Origin of the sequence: Micromonospora sp. DT228, from assembly GCF_049841595.1 — a bacterium.
Lineage (GTDB): Bacteria > Actinomycetota > Actinomycetes > Mycobacteriales > Micromonosporaceae > Micromonospora.
In genome coordinates this window covers 1-17,226 of record NZ_JBNCKO010000034.1, presented here as the reverse complement: position 1 = coordinate 17,226, position 17,226 = coordinate 1, and the positions used below count along the sequence as shown (strand labels likewise).

Below are 17,226 nucleotides of genomic sequence, written 5' to 3'. Positions count from 1 at the left end.
AGGTCACTCCCTCAACTCTGCGGCACATCGATGTCTGTCTCGGTCAGGACGGCGGCACCACCGGGAGTGCCGTCGCGCAGCGCGCGGACCGCCAAGAGGTTCGCGGCGGCGTCCCGGGTCACCGGATGGCCGCGGCCGAGGTAGTTCAGGGCGGTCGCGTGCGCCTCCTCCTGCGTCGACAGCGCGCTGCCCAGGTCGCCGCTGGCGGCCAGATGGCCGGCCTGGGCGGTGCTCGCCGCCAGGGTCCACGGGTGCGCGTCGCCAAGCTTGGCGCGCAGCGACCGCAGACCGCGCTCGCCATACCAGACGGCCTGGTCGGACTCCCCCAGACCGCGCTGGAACAGACCCAGATTGACCGAGCAGATGGCGGTGAAGGGGTGTCCCGCCGCCAGCTTCCGTTCGTAGCCACGCAGGCAGCGCATCGCGCTCTTCACGGCGATCCCGGCGTCACCGGCCCGGTAGTAGTCGGCTGCCAGGCTGAGCAGGCTGCCCCGGGTGAGGGGGTGGTCCTCGCCGAGGTTCTTGACATAGCCGCTGTACGTCTCGGCGCTTCGCTTCTTGGCCGGAATGATCAGACCGAGGCGGCGTTCGGTGACGGCGAGGCTGCGGTGCACCCGCAACTCGTCGAGGAGGCTGCCGCTGGGCAACTCGTGGATGCGGGCCAAGGCCTCCCTGAGGGTGGCCAGGGACAGCTCGTACTCGCCGACCTCGCGCTCGCACGTGCCGACCTGGCACGACGCCCGCCAGGTCCGCGGGTCCTCCGGGCCGAACAGCAGCATCCGGCGGTCCCGTTCCTGGCGAGCCAGCCGCAGGGCCTCCGGGGCGTCACCGGTGAGCAGGAACGAGATGCCGAGGTTGTTCACCGCCATCCGGGTGCTCGGGTGGTCGTCGCCGACGATCTCGCGGAAACCCTTGAAGGTGGCCTGGTCCTCGACCAGGGCGTCCTCGAATCGCCCCAGACCGCGCAGGTCACCACCTCGACCGCGACCGGCGACGAGGGTGTGGACGTGGCGCAGCCCGTAGCGGCGGCGCTGTTCGCCGAGGACCCGTTCGTCAAGGCGCAGCGCCTCCTGATAGTTGCCCAGTGCCCGATGCAGATTCGCCGTCTGGACGAACAGCCGCATGGTCAGCTGGTCGAGCTCGTCGCCGCCGTCCCACTGGTCGCAGGCCGCGGAGGCCAGTAGCAACGCGGAACGCCAGGCATCACTGTCGTTGGACAGGTACAGGTGGCGCACCTGCTTGACGACCCAGTGCCGGACCTGCCGGTCGTCGGAGTCCAGTGCGCCGGTGGGGACGAGGTGCTGTTGCAGCTCGTCGAAGACGTCGGCGTAGCGGCGACCGTCGGCCTCCGGGTCGGTCGGGGCGTAGCCGGCGAGGCCCTGGAGGACCTGCCGGTGCCGTTCACGGCGCTGCGGCTCGGGGATGGCCTCGCGAAGCAGCACCTGGATGGCGCGGTGCATCCGCAACGCCGACCCGCGCCCCCAGTCGACGTCGTAGAGCGCGAAGCGGGCGCCGACGGTGAGGACGAGGTCCACCTCGGCGGCGTCGAGCAACAACTCGTCCATGTCGGTGCCGGACGCGGCGGCGAGCTGGGTCAGCATCGAGGTGGACCGCAGCAGTGGCAGCCCGATGCCCTCCGGGGAGAGGAAGGCGCTCAGCTCGGCCAACCGGATGGCCAGGTCCCCGAAGGGGGTTGCGCGCAGCGCCTCCAGCGTGACCCGCAGGACCCGGGCGACGCTCGAGGTGTGCGATCCGGGGATGTGTTCGTCCGGATCCTCGTCGGACTGCCCGTCCAGCGCGACAAGCAACTCCCGGACGCCCTGGCCCACCGCCTCCAGGCTGGGCACCCCGGCGCGTTCCAATCCCAGGGCACGTTGCCGCATCCAGGCGGTCGCCAGACGCAGGGCCAGCGGCAGGTGCTCCAGCGCCACCGCGATCGAGCGGGCGTCCTCGGTGCTGATGCCGAGCACCCGGCGCAGCATCGCGACGCTCTCGTCGCCGGTCAGCGCGGCGACCTCCAGTGGAGCGGGCAACCCGGAGGAGCCGTCGTCCCGCGAGGTGATCAGGACGTGGCCGACACCGTCTCGCGGCCGGAGGCCGGTCAGCACGTCGGCGTCGTCGGCGTTGTCATAGATCAGCAACCAGCGTTGGAACGCGCCGTCGGCAGCGGAGAGCGCCTTCAGCGCGGCCTCGGCGGCACCGGTGCTGTCCACCGCCTTGATCTCGTTGGCGAGCGCACCGAGCCCGGTCTGCACGGTCTCCCGGTCCTGGGCGGGGATCCACCAGACCACGTCGTAGTCGTAGGCGAACCGGTGGGCGAACTCCCGGGCCAGCTCGCTCTTGCCGACTCCCGCCCCACCAGTGAGGGTCACCGGGCCGTCCTCGCTGGTGAGGTGGTCGCGCAGCCGCTCAAGATAGTCGTCGCGGCCGACGAACGACGGGTTGCGGGGAGGCACGTTGAACCGCACCCGACGGTCCGGGTCCGCCGGGAAGCGTGGCACGTTGCGCAGGTCGCCGGACGGTTGCGCGGGGGCGATCAGACCGAGTTGGCTCAGCAGCAACGACTGCGCCCGGACGGCGTCGGCCGTGCGCAGGTCGACGACCCGTTCGGGCCCGAACGGCTCCCGCCACGCCTCGCCGGTCACCAGCACGCCGAGGACCTCCTCCGACCGGCCGGCCAGGTCCGGGCGCAGCCCGGCCAGGTCCGTTCCGGCGGTCTCGGCGAGATCCGGCGAGAGAACCGCCAGCACCGTGCCGTGCGGCGCGACGTCGAGCTGCGCGCCGGGGCGCACCGCCCGCAGGTGGGGCCGGACCCCGGCGCGGCGCAGTTGCCCGCCGATCCAGTCCGCCCAGGGCCGGTCGACCGGGTCGTACGCCACGGAGATGTCGCCGAGATCCTCCGCCGGGTCCAGCAGCACAGCGTGCCGGTAACGTCGGCGGATCCGCTGCGCGACGGGCGCCGCCCGGGTGACCTCGCCCCCGCTGATCCACTCCGTGATCCGCTCGTACGCGGCCAACGGGCTGTTGGCGTCGTCCGGCTCGTCGCCGAGCACGGACAGCACGTCGTCGAAGGTGTCGTAGTTGTGCGCCGGCACCTCCACGATCCCCGCTGCGGCGGGGCCGAGGGTGTCACCCGGCGGCTTCTCCAGCAGCCATCCGAAGGCCTGCCGGACGTAGTCACGGGAACCACCGTGCCCGGGGTCGAGGCCCTCGTGCAGGGTCGGCGCGGCGAGCACCCGGATCCCGCCGGCGGCCCGCTGCTGCAGCTCCTTGGCGAGCCCGGCGGCGTGTTGCACTGACAGCCGGCGGGGTGGCATGCAGACCACTGCGACGTCGCTGAGCACCGCGCAGTGCGTGATTCCCGGTGCGCTCAGGTCTACCGGGGCGTCGATGAGGACGTAGTCGTAGTCGGCCTGCTGAAGCAACTGTCGGATGCGGGCGGCATCCCCGGTGGGCAGCCCTTCGGTGGTGGCGCCGAGCCCCACCATGCTGAACGTCGCGGTCGAGCCGGACACCGCGTACCGGTAGAGGGTGCCCTGCTCGGGCGCGGCCGGCGCGATCACCGTCGAGGGAGGCACCAGCGGCACGTCCGGTGCGGGGGTGAGCGCGGTGGCAAGGTCCTCGCCCAGCTCCTGGGCCGCCGAGACGGCGTCCACCTGCACCGGGCGCAGGAAGTCGTAGACCCGGGGGGTCTTCGGGCACCAGTCGACGGCGAGCACCTTCTTGCCGTTGCCGGCGAGGATCCAGGCGACGTTGGCCACCGCGCTGCTGCGGCCGGTGTCGTCGGCGGGTGACACGAACGAGACGATCGTGGCGACACCCGGCGTCTCGTCCCTACTGATCTTCATCGGTCTCCCCCGGCCCGGGCGGTGGTGCGGGTTGCCTGCGTCGTCGCGGCACCCGTGGGGTCAGTCGTCGCCATCGAGGGCGCTTTCGAAGCCTGCGTACTGGTCGCCGGCGGCGGCGCGGCGATCGAGTCGTGCCAGTGCGGCCACGAGCACACCGCCCGGGATCGCGTCCAGCTCGGCAAGGTCCATGTCGGTCAGGTCGATCAACTCGGAACGGAGGTCGTCCTCTTCGGTGTCCATCACCGACCACCGCCTGTCTCCGTGTCGTGCCGCGCCCGGTCGGCCCCACCGCCGGGCCAGACATTGACCGGTCGCCAGCTCCGCTGAGTGTGCTCATGATAACCGTGCGCCGCATCGACGGCCGACACCCGGACGGCGGCCGGACCAGGTAGGACGGGTCCGTCCCGGCGCCGGCCGGTCATTCGTGGCACCCGGAACGTCATCTGTCGATGTATGCTCCACTCTGGCAGGTGGCCCGACCGGTGACCGACAGGACGGCGGAGCGTCTGATGCCCGGACCCGTTGGTGGTCACCGGCCGTCACCCGGCACGGTGGTCCTCCCCACGCCAGTGCGGCGTCCGTCTCCTTTCCGACAGTTCGTGGTCAAGCTGCACAGCCGCTGCGACCTGGCCTGCGACTACTGCTACGTGTACGCGATGGCCGACCAGCGCTGGCGATCCCGACCCCGGACGATGTCGGCGGCGACACTGGCCCGCACCGGTGAGCGGATCGGCGAGCACGCCCGCCGACACCGGCTGGGCGGGGTGAGCGTCGTGCTGCACGGCGGCGAGCCGCTGCTGGCCGGGGTTGCCGGTGTCGAGCGGGCAGTCGAGCTGCTGCGGCGCGGTGCCGCCCCGGTGCCCGCGCGGATGACGGTGCAGACCAACGGCGTCCGCCTGGACGGCCCCTTCCTGCGTCTGTTCGACCGGCTCGACGTGGGGATCAGCGTCAGCCTCGACGGGGACCGCGCCGCGCACGACAGGCACCGGCGAGGGCCGGACGGTCGGGGCAGCCACGACCGGGTCGAGGCCGCGCTGCACCAGTTGACCGGATCGCACCGGCGGCTGTTCAACGGTCTGCTGTGCACCGTGGACCTGCGCAACGACCCGGTCAACACCTACCGCAGCCTGCTGGCCCACAGTCCCCCGATAATGGACTTCCTGCTGCCGCACGGCACCTGGTCGTCGCCGCCCGCGGGCCGCCCCGCCGACCCACGGCAGGCCCCGTACGCGGACTGGCTGACCGCCGTCTTCGACGAGTGGTACGCCGACGACAGTCGACGGACCCGGGTCCGCCTCTTCGACGAGATCATCCAGCTGTTGCTGGGCGGCTCCTCCCGGCTGGCCGGGGTGGGGCTCAGCCCGGTCGCCGTGGCGGTGGTGGAGACCGACGGGGCGATCGAGATGGACGACACCCTCGGCGCCGCCTATGCGAGTGCCGGCAGCACCGACCTGCACGTCGACCGGGACACCTTCGACGCCGCGCTCGACCAGCCCGGCGTGCGGGCCCAGCAGGCCGGGGCAGCCGGGCTCTGCGCCCAGTGCCGCGTCTGCGAGCTGCGCCAGGTCTGCGGCGGCGGCCTCTACACACACCGGTGGCACGCCGGCCGCGGCTTCGACAACCCGTCGGTCTACTGCGCCGACCTGTACCGACTCATCGCGCACATCCGCAGCACCCTGCGGCGGGACGTGACAGCACTGCGGGAGGCGCACCGGTGACGACAGCCGGGCACCGGCTACCCCGAGCCGTCCTCGACCTGCTCGCCACCGGCGGAGGCGGCCCGAGGGCCCTTGAGCTGTTGCATGCCGCCCAGCACAGCAAGAACCTGCTGCTGGTCCGGGCGCTTGTCGTCCTCACCCATCGGGTGGACCATCCGGACCGGGCGGCGGTCGAGGCGGCGTACCGCGTGGTGGGTGGCCTGGAGCAGGGCCAACGCCAGGCGGCGTGGGGTCATCCCCCGGTGGCCGCGTGGGCCTTCGGCACCGCCGCACTGCTGCGCCGGGGTGACGAGCGAGCGGCGGCGTACCCCGGTCTGCTCGCGGCGGTCGCCGCCGCCGCGGTGGTGCGGGCCCGCGCGGACGCCGACCTGGACGTGCCGCTCGACCCGGCCACACCGGGCCGGCTGGACCTGCCCGGCCTCGGCACCCTGCGGGTCGACCCCACGGCGACCCGCGCTCGCGTGCGCTGCGCGGGCGGGCGGGCCGAGGTGCGCTGCGCCGGGCAGCGGACCGAGATCGGGTACGACCACCCGCCCGGCCACCGCTGGCGACCCGTCCCCGAGCTGCGCGCCGCCCACGGCGGGCTGGCGCTGCGGCTGCTGCTGGACATCGCCACCTGGCGGCACGTGCCGATGGCGGCCGGGGCCCGCACCCACCCGATCGCCGGTTCGGTGCGCGACCCGGGCCGGTGGCAGCACCGACTACGCGGGGCGTGGCGCCTGCTCACCGACGAGCACCGGGCGGTCGCCGAGGAGGTGTCGGTGGCGCTACACGCGCTGGTACCCCTCGACCCGCCGCGGTCCGGGGTCCGCAGCGGCACATACCACCACGGGTTCGGCGCGGTGGCGATGTCCCTGCCGCCGGATCCCCGCTCGGCGGCGGTCACCCTCGCCCACGAGATCCAACACCTCAAGCTGGCCGCGCTGACCGACCTGTTCCCCCTGGTGGAGCCCGGTCCGGATGAGTCGTTCTACGCGCCGTGGCGACCCGACCCCCGCCCCCTGGAGGGCCTGCTGCACGGCGCGTACGCCCACCTGGGGGTGGCCGGCTTCTGGCGACGGCAACGATTCGTCGAGCGGGACCGGGCCGCCCGGCACCACGCCGAGGTCGAGTTCGTCCGCTGGACCCGCGCGGCCAGGCAAACCGTACGGGTGCTGGCCGCGCAGCCACGCCTGACCCCGGTCGGCAGGCGCCTGGTCGACGGAATGGCACCGGTCCTCGACCGGTGGGCCTCGGAACCGGTGACTCCCCACGCGGTGGACGACGCTGGACGGCTACTCGCCGCGCACCACGCCCACTGGGAGCGGGCCGAGGCCCGACGGGGGTGACAGCGAGGCTTGCCGATCTCCTCTACGCTGTGCCGCATGGGGGACGCTAACGGGCAGCCCAGCCGACGTGAGTGCTTCGTCATCGCTCCGATCGGCCAGGAGGGCTCCGAGATCCGCCGCCGCAGCGACCAGATCCTCAAACACGTCATCCGCCCGGTCGTCGAGGCGCGGGGTTACCAGGCGATCCGGGGTGACGAGATCGAACGCGCCGGCCTGATCACCTCGCAGGTGCTCGACCGGATCATCCAGAACGACCTGGTCATCGCCGACCTCACCGACCAGAACGCCAACGTCTTCTACGAACTGGCGGTGCGGCACGCGCTCCGCAAACCCTTCGTCCAGCTGATGGCAAAAGACCAACAGCTCCCCTTCGACGTGCAGGGGATGCGGACGATCCTGGTCGACCACACCGACCTGGACAGTGTGCACTCGGCCAAGGAACAGTTGGGCCGCGCCATCGACTCGATCACCACCGACGCCGACATCGTCACCCCGATGTCGGTGGCGCTCACCCTGCAGGACCTGCGCGGCTCGTCGAGCCCGCACGAAACCGGTCTCTCGCAGGTCATCGAGACACTGCCGCAGATGATGGACATCCTCCAGGACCTGCAACGGCAGGTCGGCGGCGGCGGCCCCGTCGAACCCTCCGAGGCGGACGACCACCGGCGGCTGCGCAGCCTCATCGTGTCGCTGACCGACCGGGGCGCGGTGACCGAGCAGGACCTGGCCAGCCTGGCCGGTGGTGCCAGCAGCAAGTTCGACAAGTGGGTGCAGCACCTCATCCAGCGCTCGGGCGGGGCTGGCTGAGCGGGCGCCGGCTCGAAGAGCGCGGGAAGCCCCGGGCGTGGCGTTGCGCGGGCACACGATGGGGCACCTACTGACCGCCCTGGCGCAGGCGTAGGCAATCACCGGCGACTCCATGTACGAAGCAAAGGGCGACCATCTGGTCAACGCCCTCGCGGCCTGCCAGGCGGCCTCGGTGGCCGACCTTGAGCTTGCCGGCGGAACTGCGCGCTGGCTCTACCGGCGGATCCACGACGCCGAGACACCGCCGATGCCAACCGTGACAAATCCTGGACGTCTACCAACAGGACACCCCCGGCGTGCGGTGGAACGCCTGCGCGAAACCCGCGTCCCTCCTCAACCCCGAAGGTCGCGTCGCCGATAGCCCAGGACACCGGCCACGCCCAGGGCAACACCCAGAGTGATCATGGCCAGCGTGCTGGTCCAGTCGACCGGGGTCAGCGGGACCGGCGCCAGGTGGGCGAACGGCGAGAGTCCGCGAACCCAGCCGGGCGAGCCGACGCTGTCGGCGATCACCAGGAGCAGGAACCCCCCGGTCGCGGGCAACGATCCGGCGAAGGCCGCCGCCCGCGGCACCCGGCCGGCGGCGAGAGTGGCCGCGCCGAGGCTGAGCAGCACGATCGGCAGCGTGTTCCAGGCCCCGCCCCATGCTGCCAGCAGGTTGAGGTCACCTCCGGTCGCGGTGATGCCCGCCCAGACGGCGAGCCCGGCGATACTCACCAGGGCGATCGCGCCTGCGGCCGTGGCGGCGATCTCGGCGGCGAGCAGACGGATCCGGGTGACCGGTTGAGCGGTCAGCAGCGTGAGAATGCGGCTGTTCTCCGCCGCGACGAAGGCGGACACGCGGACCGCCGCGAACCCGCCGACGGGCAACGCGAGTAGCGCGAACAGGGTCGCGGCGAACCCCTCGACCGCACCGAGCGCGGTGAACCCGGCACGCGCCGCCTCCTCGGCGAGGGCCGGGTTGCCGGTCAGGAACTCGGTGACCGACACCGTGGTGAAGCCGATGAGCAGGTAGTAGGCGCCGATCCCCACAGCCCAGCCGGTGAGGGGCCGCAGCATGCGCCGCACCGCGAACGCACCCACACCGGACAGCAGCATCAGCCGCGGGCGGCGACCGGCAGCGACCGCGATCAGACCGCCACGCACATCACGGCGACCAGCGGCGGCGACGGCGACGCCGGCCATCAGCACCGCGGCGGCCAGCAGAATCAGCAGCGGCACGATCCGGTTCCGCGCGTACGGTTCGCTGAGAGCGAGCAGCCCGAACGGTGACAGCCAGCGCAGCCACCCGAGTCCGCTGAGGCCGTCGCCGACCATGCGCATCAGCAGGGCGGCACCAAGCACCGCCACGGCGGTTCCGGTAGCGGCCGTCCGGGTCGGGAACACCTGCGCGGCCAGCCCGGCGACGGCGACGAAGAACAACCCGAGCACACCGACACCGGCACCGTGCACGGCGGCGCCGGCAGGATCGGTACCGGCCAGCAGCAACACCACGGCCACGGCCACGCCCCCGGCGAGCGGGACGATCACGACTGCGCCCAGATGGCGTGCCACCACCTCTCGCAGCGGCACCCGTCCCGCCAGCAGCACGTCCCACCGCCCGGCGTCCTCCTCACCCCGGGTGGTGCGGGTGGTGGCCAGGATCGCCCAGGCGGCGAGGAGGACAGCGACAAAGGTGCCGACCCGCCACACCGTGAAGCCGCCAGCCTGATCGAGGGCGATCGGTTCGCCGAACAGGGTCCGGATGGCGGGGTTGGCCGCGAGCGCGGCAATGCTGCCCGCCGCGGCGGGATCCGCCATGACGCTTGTGTACGTGCTTGCGACGAGTGCCGGTAGGGCGACGACGAGCACGATCACGATCAGGCCGCTGCGGCGTAGCTGGCGCAGCGCCAGCCTGGTGACGGCTCTGCCGGGGGCGGCCGCCACGCTGAGTCCGACGGCGGACGGGACCGTCCTGGTGATCATCTGGTGCTCTCCGCGGCACCGTAGTAGTCGAGGAAGATCTCCTCGAGGTTCGGTTCGCGGACTGCCAACGCGGTGACCTCGGCCGCGGCGAGCGCCCGCAACGCCGGTGCCGGCGGCCCGATGAGCGAGAACCGTAGCCGCCCAGGGCTGACCTGCTCGACCGCGTCGACGCCAGGAACCAGATCAAGACCTGGCGGGGGTACGCCGACGTACGACACGGTCACCTCGGCGCGATGCAGACCCCGGAGCTGTTCGATGGTGGCGATCTCGACGAGCCGGCCGGCCCGCAGGATCGCGACGCGGTCACAGACCGCCTCGACCTCGGCCAGCTGGTGCGAACTGAGAAACACCGTCTGCCCACGGTCACGGGCCTCGGCGACAGCGAGCCGGAACTCGCGCTCCATCAGCGGATCGAGGCCGCTGGTCGGCTCGTCCAGCACCAGCAGCGGCGCCCGGGTCGCGAACGCCGCGACGAGCGCCACCTTCTGCCGGTTTCCCGTCGAGTAGGCACGCGCCGGCTTGCTGGTATCGAGCGCGAACCGCCGCACCAGTTCATCCCGGTACGCCAGATCGACGCCCGGCCCGGTACGCGCCTGCAGGTGCAGGATCTCCGCACCGGTCAGCTGCGGCCACAACGCCACATCGGCCGGCACGTACGCCAACGACCGGTGCGCTCGGGCGACATCCGCCGCGTCGCTGTCGAACACCCATGCCTGCCCCGCCGTGGCACGGACCTGCCCCAGCAGCAGGCGAATGGTGGTCGACTTGCCCGCGCCGTTCGGACCGAGAAACCCGAACACCTCACCAGCGGGCACCTCAAGGCACAGGTCGTCGAGCGCCGTGAAACGGCCGTACCGTTTGGTCAGATTGATGGCACGCAACGCGAGATCGTTCATGGCGGAAGTCCTCAGCAGCCGACACGGATATGACCGCCGACCAGACTTCCCGGCACACCAGAGCCCACCGTACTCCCGCATTGACCCGGCAGAAAGCCACCGCGTGGACACTCAGGACGGTTCCGGACGCTCAGCGAGGCTGATCCCGACAGCGGCGGTTCATCCAGCCGCAGCCGCGGTATCGACCAGGGTGGCGAAGACGGCGGCCACGATCGTGGTGACGCGTAGGTGTCGGCGGGCGGCGGTGAGGACGAGCCGGCCAGTGACCGACACAGGACGCCAGGCAGGCCGGTGGCGGTGGCGGCGAAGGTGGCGGGGTTGCCGCGGCTGATCAGGTAGCCGACGAGGTGGACGGTCATGGTGCTGGTGGCCGCGCCCTGCGCGATGAACGTTGCGGTCAGGATCCAGAACCGGGGGTCGCGCATCGCGGCCTTGACGATCGCGCGCCGCTGGGCGTGGGCCGAGGGTGTGGGGTCAGCAGGTGTCGGCGTCGCTGATGTGCGGGGCCGTAGAGCACCATCGCGCCGGTGACGCCGATGCCGATCATGACGGCGTAGAGCTGGCCGATGGTCTGCACCCGGGACCAGGCCACGAGCAGGGCGGTGGCAGCGATCGACCCGGTAGTCATCAGCGCCCGCCCGCCGTGGTGGTCGAGCCACCTGCCGACCGGGATGGCCATGAGCGCGCCCGCGAAGACGGAGACGGTGAGCGCGCCGGTAACGGCGGTGGGGGAGGTTTCGAGGGTGGCGGCCATGGGGCGCAGCAGCACCGGGTAGGCGTAGTAGAGGGTGCCGCAGCCGACGGTGGAGGTGATGGCCAGGGCGGCGACGATTCGCCAGCCGTGGGCGTGGTGCCCGCCGACTGTGGTGTCGGCGGGCACCGTCGCGGTGGTGGGCATCAGCTGCAGCAGCCGCCGGCTTGAGCGCTGGTGGGGGCGGCGTCGAGGGTGACCAGGTTCAACGGTGTGGACAGCAGCCCGCCGGAGATGCCGGTGGCGAGTCCGCGCGCCGCTGGCTCGGCGATGGGGGCCGGCCCGCAGCAGCCCTCGCCGGTGGCGGTGTCGGCGGGGTTGCTGTTGCAGACGCCGGTTTCGGGTAGGTCAAGTTGGACGTCGCGAGCGGCGGCCCAGTCGCCGGCGAGGGCGGCGACGACGGAGCGGACCTGCTCGTAGCCGGTGGCCATGAGGAACGTCGGGGCCCGGCCGTAGGCCTTCATACCGACGGCGTAGTAGCCGGCTTCCGGGTGGGCGAGTTCGTTCACGCCGTGCGGGGGCACGGTGCCGCAGGAGTGCTCGTTGGGGTCGATGAGCGGCGCGAGGGCGCGGGTGGCGCCCATGATCGGGTCGAGGTCCAGGCGCAGCTCGGCGGCGATCGAGTGGTCGGGGCGAAAGCCGGTGGCGGCGACGATCCGGTCCACGGTGACCGATTCGTCGCCGCCGTCGGCGTGGCGCACCACCACAGTGACCCGGCCGTCTGTCGGGGTGAGTGCGTGCACGGAGAAGCCGGTGAGCAGCCGGATCCGGCCGGCGTCGACGTGCGCGCGCAACCGGGAGCCCAGGGCACCGCGGGCCGGCAGCGCGTCGGCGTCCCCGCCGCCGTAGGCGCGCAACGGTGAGGTGGTCCGGATCGCCCAGGTCACCTCGGTGTCTGGCGCGGCTTCGGCCAGTTCGGCCAGGGACAGCAGCGTGTTCGCGGCGGAGTGGCCGGCCCCGACGACGAGGGTGTGTCGGCCGGCGAAGCGCTCCCGGGCCGCGCCGAGAACATCGGGCAACGCGTGCTCCAGGAACGCCGCGACAGTGCTCTCACCGCGGGCCGGCAGGCCGGACGCGCCCAGGACGTTCGGGGTGCCCCAGGTGCCGGAGGCGTCGATGACGGCGCGGGCGAGCAGTTCGTCGCCGTCGGCGAGGCGGATCAGGAACGGCGTGGACTCACGGCCGGCGGTGCGCAGCCGGTCCAGGCCCAGGCGGCTGATCGCCTCGACCCGGGTGCCATAGCGCAGGTGCGGCTTGAGCTGTGGCAGCTGCGCGAGGGGCTGGAGGTAGGTGCCGGCCAGCTCCGCTCCGGTGGGCAGGCCCTCCAGGTCGGGGCCGACCCAACCGGCGTCGTCGAGGAGGCGCCGGGCGGCCGGGTCGATGTTGTACCGCCATGGGGAGAACACCCGCACGTGGCCCCACTGCCGCACGGCGGCGCCGGGGGTGTCGCCGGCTTCGATGACGGTGAAGGCGATGCCCCGCTCGTGCAGGTGCGCGGCGGCGGCCAGGCCGACCGGGCCGGCGCCGATGACCACGACGGGTAGCTCGTTCAGGGTGCTCATCGAGCAAACTCCTCTGTGTTGATAACTGTCGAATCACGCGGGTAGACGGCCCCAAATCGCGCAGGGGCTGGGTTGGTCAGGTGACGACGGGGCTGCGTCGCTCGAGCAGGACGACGTCGCGCCAGCGGCCGTGGTGGCAGCCGATCCGCTCGCGCATGCCGATGATCCGGAAGCCGGCCCGCTGGTGCAGGGTGAGGCTGGCGGCGTTGTCGGGGAAGACTCCGGACTGGATGGTCCAGATGCCGGCAGCTTCGGTGGAGGCGATCAGCGTGTCCAGCAGCAGCCGGGCGACGCCGCGGCCCTGCGCGGCGGGGTCGACGTAGACGGAGTGCTCGACCACCCCGGCGTAGACGGCGCGGGCCGAGGTGGGTGCGACCGCGATCCAACCGAGCACCGTGTCGTGGGGGTCGACGGCAACGAAGCGGTGCGCGGGTAGCTTCGCCGCGTCGAACACCGGCCAGGTCGGTGCGGTCGTCTCGAAGCTGGCGTTGCCGGCGTCGAGTCCGGCCTGGTAGATGGCCAGGACCCGCTCGGCGTCGTCGTCCCGCAGGGGGCGCACGGTGATGTCGGCCATCAGCAGGTTCCGTTCGGGCTGGGGGCGGGTCGACCCATGACCACGTCCGCGGCGGAGGGGAAGCAGTCGACGCAGGCGTCGTTGATCCGGTAGTGCCGGGCGGTGCCGACCGGCTCGACGAGGACGAATCGCACCTCGGTGAGGATCTTCAGGTGTTGCGAGATGGTGGACTGCGCCAGGCCGATCGCGGTGACGATCTCCCCCACGCTCATCGCCTGAGCGTGTCGGGCAAGGTACTCGACGATCTGCACCCGGGTCGGGTCCGCGAGGGCCCGAAACCACGACGCGTATGTCTGCGCCGTCGTCCGATCGAGTAGCTCGGCCACCCCACCACCTCTTCATCGTTCATCGCCGATAGACGATTGAGCCTATCAACCGCGAGCGGCGATCATCGGCCGAAGCTCGCGTGGGCGGCCCGTACCGCGTCGAAGCGGCGCTGCGCGCGCTGCTCGGCGGTGCTGACCTCGGCACAGGAGTCGCAAAATCGGACACCGACGGTGGATGCCCTCGGTCGGCGCGTGAGCCTGAACATGATCTCCTCCAATTTCCCACTATCTTGACGTCTGTCGAAACAGACGGTTGCACAATGATTAGAGGGATGTCAACCTAGAGAAATGTCGAAGCAAGCCGGCCCTCCCACCCTCGCCGACGTGACCGCCGAGGCGTTCTGCTGCCAGCCCCTGGCGCAGCACCGTGTGCCGGCCGAGACCGCCGCGGTGCTCGCGCCGGCCTTCAAGGCCCTCGGCGACCCGGTCCGGCTGCAGCTGATGTCGATGATCGCCTCCGCTGACAACGGCGAGGCGTGCGTGTGTGACCTCACCCCCGCCTTCAGCCTCAGCGGCCCGACCATCTCGCATCACCTCAAGACGCTGCGCGAGGCCGGCCTCGTGGACTCCGAGCGGCGCGGCACGTGGGTGTACTACCGCGCCCGACCGGCGGTGCTGCGCCAACTCGCGGCGCTGCTCACCGTCAACCCGGCGACCGTTTCATAGACGGCCGCCGGCGCCACGATCCGCTGCTCCATCGGCCCACGCCTCGATGCCGCTTGACAGCTCCACAGTTGCTCAATAATAGTTGAGTCAATGACTACTGAGCTTTCTTCGTTACAGGGGCGCGCCCGGATCCACGCCGCTCTCGGCGACCCGGCGCGCCTGGCGATCGTCGACGCGCTCACCCTGGGCGACGCCTCCCCCGGCGAGATCGCCCACGACCTTCAGATGCCAACGAATCTGGTCGCCCACCACGTCAAGGTCCTCAGCGAAGCCGGTCTGGTCGTCCGCGGCCGATCCGAGGGAGACCGCCGTCGCACCTACCTGCAGCTGCAGCCCGAGGCCCTGACCGCGCTGACCCCGGCACCGATGGCCGGCGTGGGTCGGGTGGTGTTCGTCTGCACCCGCAACTCCGCCCGCTCGCAGCTCGCCGCCGCCCTCTGGTCGGAGCGCACCGACACCTGCGCGGCATCGGCCGGAACGCAGCCGGCAGAGCGGGTGCACCCGCGCGCCGTCGCCGTGGCCCACCGCCACGGGCTGCATCTGGACGCGACCAACACCGCGCACGTCGCGGACATCGTGCGTGACGACGACCTGCTCATCGCCGTCTGCGACAACGCCCACGAGGAACTCACCGCCCCGGTCCGACCCCGGCTGCACTGGTCGGTGCCCGACCCGGTTCGCGTCGACACCGACGCCGCGTTCGAGGCCGCGTTCGCCGACCTCGCCACCCGCATCGACCGCGTCGCCCCCATCGTCACCACCACCATGAGGTCGCCAGGCCGTCATGACTGACACCAGCGCCCTGTGCGATGACCGAGCGCGATCCGGGCACCCAACCACAGCGCATGAGCACGACGGCGCGACACGTGGGGGCGGACCAGACGTATCGGGGCCTGGTGAATCCGTCGCGTCCGGCCCGCCGTTACCGCCTGCTCGGACCACAACAGCGATCCCGCCCGCACCCCGCCGGCGACTCCTGTCCGGTGTCGGTCAACCGGCCCCGCAACCCGTACCGCAAGGAAGGCTCGTGATGTCCGACAAGCCCAGCGTCCTGTTCGTCTGCGTGCACAACGCCGGCCGCTCCCAGATGGCCGCCGGCTGGCTGCGCCACCTCGCCGGCGACACCGTCGAAGTCCGCTCCGCCGGCTCCGCCCCCGCTGACACCGTCAACCCCGCCGCCGTCGAGGCCATGCGCGAGGTCGGCATCGACATCACCGACCAGACGCCAAAGCTGCTGGAGTACGCGACCGCGGAGTCCTCCGACGTCATCGTGACAATGGGCTGCGGTGACACCTGCCCGGTCTTCCCCGGCAAGCGCTACGAGGACTGGAAGCTCGACGACCCCGCCGGCAAGGGTGTCGAATCCGTGCGCCCCGTCCGCGACGAGATCCGCGCGCGGGTGGAGAAGCTCCTCGGCGAGCTGCGCACCGCCGCCTGACCCTTCGCACCTCACCCCGCCGGCCCCACCGCCTGCGGGCGGTTGCCCCCACACCGGCGAGACCCGCGTCCCGGACCGGCCGACGGCGTCCACACGCTGCCGACCATGCACGACACCCACTGAACCTCCGACCGGAGCCGCAGGGTCGACCGCCCTTCGGGCGGCCGCATCCACCCAGGAACCACCAGAGGAACCAAGCACATGACGACACTGGCCACACCGTCGCGCAGCACACCCCGACTCTCGACGCTGGACCGACTCCTGCCGCTGTGGATCGGCGCCGCCATGGTCGCCGGGCTACTCCTGGGCCGGCTGATCCCCGGCCTCGACGACGCCCTCGACCGCGTAAAGGTCGGCGGAATCTCCGTACCCATCGCCCTCGGTCTGCTCATCATGATGTACCCGGTCCTGGCCAAGGTCCGCTACGACCGCCTCGACACCGTCACCTCCGACCGACGCCTGCTGATCTCCTCCCTGGTGATCAACTGGCTCATCGGCCCCGCTGTCATGTTCGCCCTGGCCTGGCTGCTCCTACCCGACCAGCCCGCGTACCGCACCGGGCTGGTCATCGTCGGTCTGGCCCGCTGCATCGCCATGGTCATCATCTGGAACGACCTCTCCTGCGGCGACCGCGAAGCCGCCGCCGTCCTGGTCGCCCTCAACTCCGTCTTCCAGGTACTCGCCTTCGGCCTGCTCGGCTGGTTCTACCTCACCGTCCTGCCCGGCTGGCTCGGCCTGGAGCAGGCCGGACTATCGGTCTCCGGGTGGGACATCGCCGGCAGCGTCCTGGTATTCCTCGGCATCCCCCTGGCCGCCGGCTACCTCACCCGCAAACTCGGCGAACGCGCCAAGGGCCGCGACTGGTACGAGGCGAAATTCCTGCCCCGGATCGGGCCGGTCGCCCTGTACGGGCTGCTGTTCACCATCGTGCTGCTCTTCGCCCTGCAGGGCGACGCGATCACCGCCCAGCCATGGGACGTCGCCCGCATCGCGCTTCCCCTGCTCGCGTACTTCGCGATCATGTGGTTCGGCTCGTTCGCCATCGGTCGGGCGATCGGCCTGAACTACGAACGCACCACCACGCTCGCCTTCACCGCCGCCGGCAACAACTTCGAACTCGCCATCGCCGTGGCGATCGGCGTCTTCGGCATCACCAGCGGACAGGCCCTCGCTGGAGTCGTCGGACCGCTGATCGAGGTGCCGGTCCTGGTCGCCCTCGTCTACGTCAGCCTCGCCGCCCGCCGTCGGTTCTTCCCCACCCAGGCGGGCAGCGCCTAGTACGGCAGCCGCCGTTCGTGAGGTGACCTCGGGTCCCGCAGGAATGAGGACGGCCACCGCATGATCGTC

General features: G+C 71.7%; 15 protein-coding genes. 7 read left to right on the top strand and 8 right to left on the bottom strand.

Features of this window, described 5'->3' with window-relative positions; genetic code table 11:
- Positions 1–11: 11 nt before the first annotated feature.
- Entirely contained in the window at positions 12–3,848 is a 3,837-nt protein-coding gene (fxsT, locus tag ACLQ29_RS34690; RefSeq protein WP_425775589.1) for an FxSxx-COOH system tetratricopeptide repeat protein, read from the bottom strand.
- A 60-nt stretch (positions 3,849–3,908) separates the two neighbouring features.
- Positions 3,909–4,088 carry an FxSxx-COOH cyclophane-containing RiPP peptide gene (fxsA, locus tag ACLQ29_RS34685; RefSeq protein ID WP_425775588.1) on the bottom strand — a complete coding sequence of 60 codons (180 nt, stop codon included), beginning with the start codon at positions 4,086–4,088 and terminating at the stop codon, positions 3,909–3,911.
- Positions 4,089–4,447: 359 nt separating this feature from the next.
- On the opposite strand from fxsA, the gene ACLQ29_RS34680 reads away from it, so the two are divergent.
- Genes ACLQ29_RS34680 through ACLQ29_RS34670 form a run of 3 tightly spaced genes read left to right on the top strand, consistent with a single transcriptional unit; the run spans position 4,448 to position 7,701 of the window.
- Positions 4,448–5,566, top strand: a complete 1,119-nt coding sequence (locus tag ACLQ29_RS34680) for an FxsB family cyclophane-forming radical SAM/SPASM peptide maturase (RefSeq protein ID WP_425775587.1) — start codon at positions 4,448–4,450, stop codon at positions 5,564–5,566.
- On the top strand, positions 5,563–6,894 hold the full coding sequence (locus ACLQ29_RS34675; RefSeq protein ID WP_425775586.1) for an HEXXH motif domain-containing protein: 1,332 nt from the start codon (positions 5,563–5,565) through the stop codon (positions 6,892–6,894). Before ACLQ29_RS34680 ends, ACLQ29_RS34675 begins: the two co-directional genes overlap by 4 nt.
- A gap of 36 nt (positions 6,895–6,930) precedes the next feature.
- Positions 6,931–7,701 (top strand): hypothetical protein, encoded by a 771-nt coding sequence (locus ACLQ29_RS34670; protein ID WP_357073627.1) that lies wholly within the window; start codon positions 6,931–6,933, stop codon positions 7,699–7,701.
- Positions 7,702–8,034: 333 nt separating this feature from the next.
- Here the strand turns inward: ACLQ29_RS34670 and ACLQ29_RS34665 are convergent, their stop codons facing one another.
- The 6 genes from ACLQ29_RS34665 to ACLQ29_RS34640 all read right to left on the bottom strand — a co-directional run bounded on the left by ACLQ29_RS34665 (position 8,035) and on the right by ACLQ29_RS34640 (position 13,775).
- Entirely contained in the window at positions 8,035–9,666 is a 1,632-nt protein-coding gene (locus ACLQ29_RS34665) for an ABC transporter permease (protein ID WP_425775585.1), read from the bottom strand.
- Positions 9,663–10,562 carry an ABC transporter ATP-binding protein gene (locus ACLQ29_RS34660; RefSeq protein ID WP_425775584.1) on the bottom strand — a complete coding sequence of 300 codons (900 nt, stop codon included), beginning with the start codon at positions 10,560–10,562 and terminating at the stop codon, positions 9,663–9,665. Before ACLQ29_RS34660 ends, ACLQ29_RS34665 begins: the two co-directional genes overlap by 4 nt.
- Before the next feature lie 397 nt (positions 10,563–10,959).
- Positions 10,960–11,460: a hypothetical protein gene (locus tag ACLQ29_RS34655; RefSeq protein ID WP_425775583.1), complete on the bottom strand. Its 501-nt coding sequence runs from the start codon at positions 11,458–11,460 to the stop codon at positions 10,960–10,962.
- A complete protein-coding gene (locus tag ACLQ29_RS34650; protein WP_425775582.1) occupies positions 11,460–12,875 on the bottom strand; it encodes an FAD-dependent oxidoreductase in 1,416 nt (471 codons plus the stop codon). The genes ACLQ29_RS34655 and ACLQ29_RS34650 overlap by 1 nt, the downstream gene beginning before the upstream one ends.
- A 76-nt stretch (positions 12,876–12,951) precedes the next feature.
- Positions 12,952–13,449: a GNAT family N-acetyltransferase gene (locus ACLQ29_RS34645; RefSeq protein ID WP_425775581.1), complete on the bottom strand. Its 498-nt coding sequence runs from the start codon at positions 13,447–13,449 to the stop codon at positions 12,952–12,954.
- Positions 13,449–13,775, bottom strand: a complete 327-nt coding sequence (locus ACLQ29_RS34640; RefSeq protein ID WP_425775580.1) for an ArsR/SmtB family transcription factor — start codon at positions 13,773–13,775, stop codon at positions 13,449–13,451. Before ACLQ29_RS34640 ends, ACLQ29_RS34645 begins: the two co-directional genes overlap by 1 nt.
- Positions 13,776–14,063: 288 nt before the next feature.
- On the opposite strand from ACLQ29_RS34640, the gene ACLQ29_RS34635 reads away from it, so the two are divergent.
- The 4 genes from ACLQ29_RS34635 (at position 14,064) to arsB (ending at position 17,157) form a co-directional block, all read left to right on the top strand.
- Entirely contained in the window at positions 14,064–14,441 is a 378-nt protein-coding gene (locus tag ACLQ29_RS34635) for an ArsR/SmtB family transcription factor (RefSeq protein ID WP_425775579.1), read from the top strand.
- 90 nt (positions 14,442–14,531) lie between these two features.
- Positions 14,532–15,233 (top strand): helix-turn-helix domain-containing protein, encoded by a 702-nt coding sequence (locus tag ACLQ29_RS34630; RefSeq protein WP_425775578.1) that lies wholly within the window; start codon positions 14,532–14,534, stop codon positions 15,231–15,233.
- A gap of 238 nt (positions 15,234–15,471) precedes the next feature.
- A complete protein-coding gene (locus tag ACLQ29_RS34625) occupies positions 15,472–15,879 on the top strand; it encodes an arsenate reductase ArsC (RefSeq protein WP_425775577.1) in 408 nt (135 codons plus the stop codon).
- 201 nt (positions 15,880–16,080) lie between these two features.
- Positions 16,081–17,157 (top strand): ACR3 family arsenite efflux transporter, encoded by a 1,077-nt coding sequence (gene arsB, locus ACLQ29_RS34620; protein ID WP_425775576.1) that lies wholly within the window; start codon positions 16,081–16,083, stop codon positions 17,155–17,157.
- The last annotated feature ends 69 nt before the right edge of the window (positions 17,158–17,226 follow it).

Bases quoted from the DNA above. Each gene is read 5' to 3' on its own strand.
- ACLQ29_RS34670 (WP_357073627.1), top strand. From the start codon at position 6,931: ATGGGGGACGCTAACGGGCAGCCCAGCCGACGTGAGTGCTTCGTCATC.
- ACLQ29_RS34665 (WP_425775585.1), bottom strand. From the start codon at position 9,666: ATGATCACCAGGACGGTCCCGTCCGCCGTCGGACTCAGCGTGGCGGCC.
- ACLQ29_RS34645 (WP_425775581.1), bottom strand. From the start codon at position 13,449: ATGGCCGACATCACCGTGCGCCCCCTGCGGGACGACGACGCCGAGCGG.
- ACLQ29_RS34630 (WP_425775578.1), top strand. From the start codon at position 14,532: ATGACTACTGAGCTTTCTTCGTTACAGGGGCGCGCCCGGATCCACGCC.
- ACLQ29_RS34635 (WP_425775579.1), top strand. From the start codon at position 14,064: ATGTCGAAGCAAGCCGGCCCTCCCACCCTCGCCGACGTGACCGCCGAG.
- fxsA (WP_425775588.1), bottom strand. From the start codon at position 4,088: ATGGACACCGAAGAGGACGACCTCCGTTCCGAGTTGATCGACCTGACC.
- ACLQ29_RS34650 (WP_425775582.1), bottom strand. From the start codon at position 12,875: ATGAGCACCCTGAACGAGCTACCCGTCGTGGTCATCGGCGCCGGCCCG.
- ACLQ29_RS34625 (WP_425775577.1), top strand. From the start codon at position 15,472: ATGTCCGACAAGCCCAGCGTCCTGTTCGTCTGCGTGCACAACGCCGGC.
- arsB (WP_425775576.1), top strand. From the start codon at position 16,081: ATGACGACACTGGCCACACCGTCGCGCAGCACACCCCGACTCTCGACG.
- ACLQ29_RS34655 (WP_425775583.1), bottom strand. From the start codon at position 11,460: ATGCCCACCACCGCGACGGTGCCCGCCGACACCACAGTCGGCGGGCAC.
- ACLQ29_RS34660 (WP_425775584.1), bottom strand. From the start codon at position 10,562: ATGAACGATCTCGCGTTGCGTGCCATCAATCTGACCAAACGGTACGGC.
- fxsT (WP_425775589.1), bottom strand. From the start codon at position 3,848: ATGAAGATCAGTAGGGACGAGACGCCGGGTGTCGCCACGATCGTCTCG.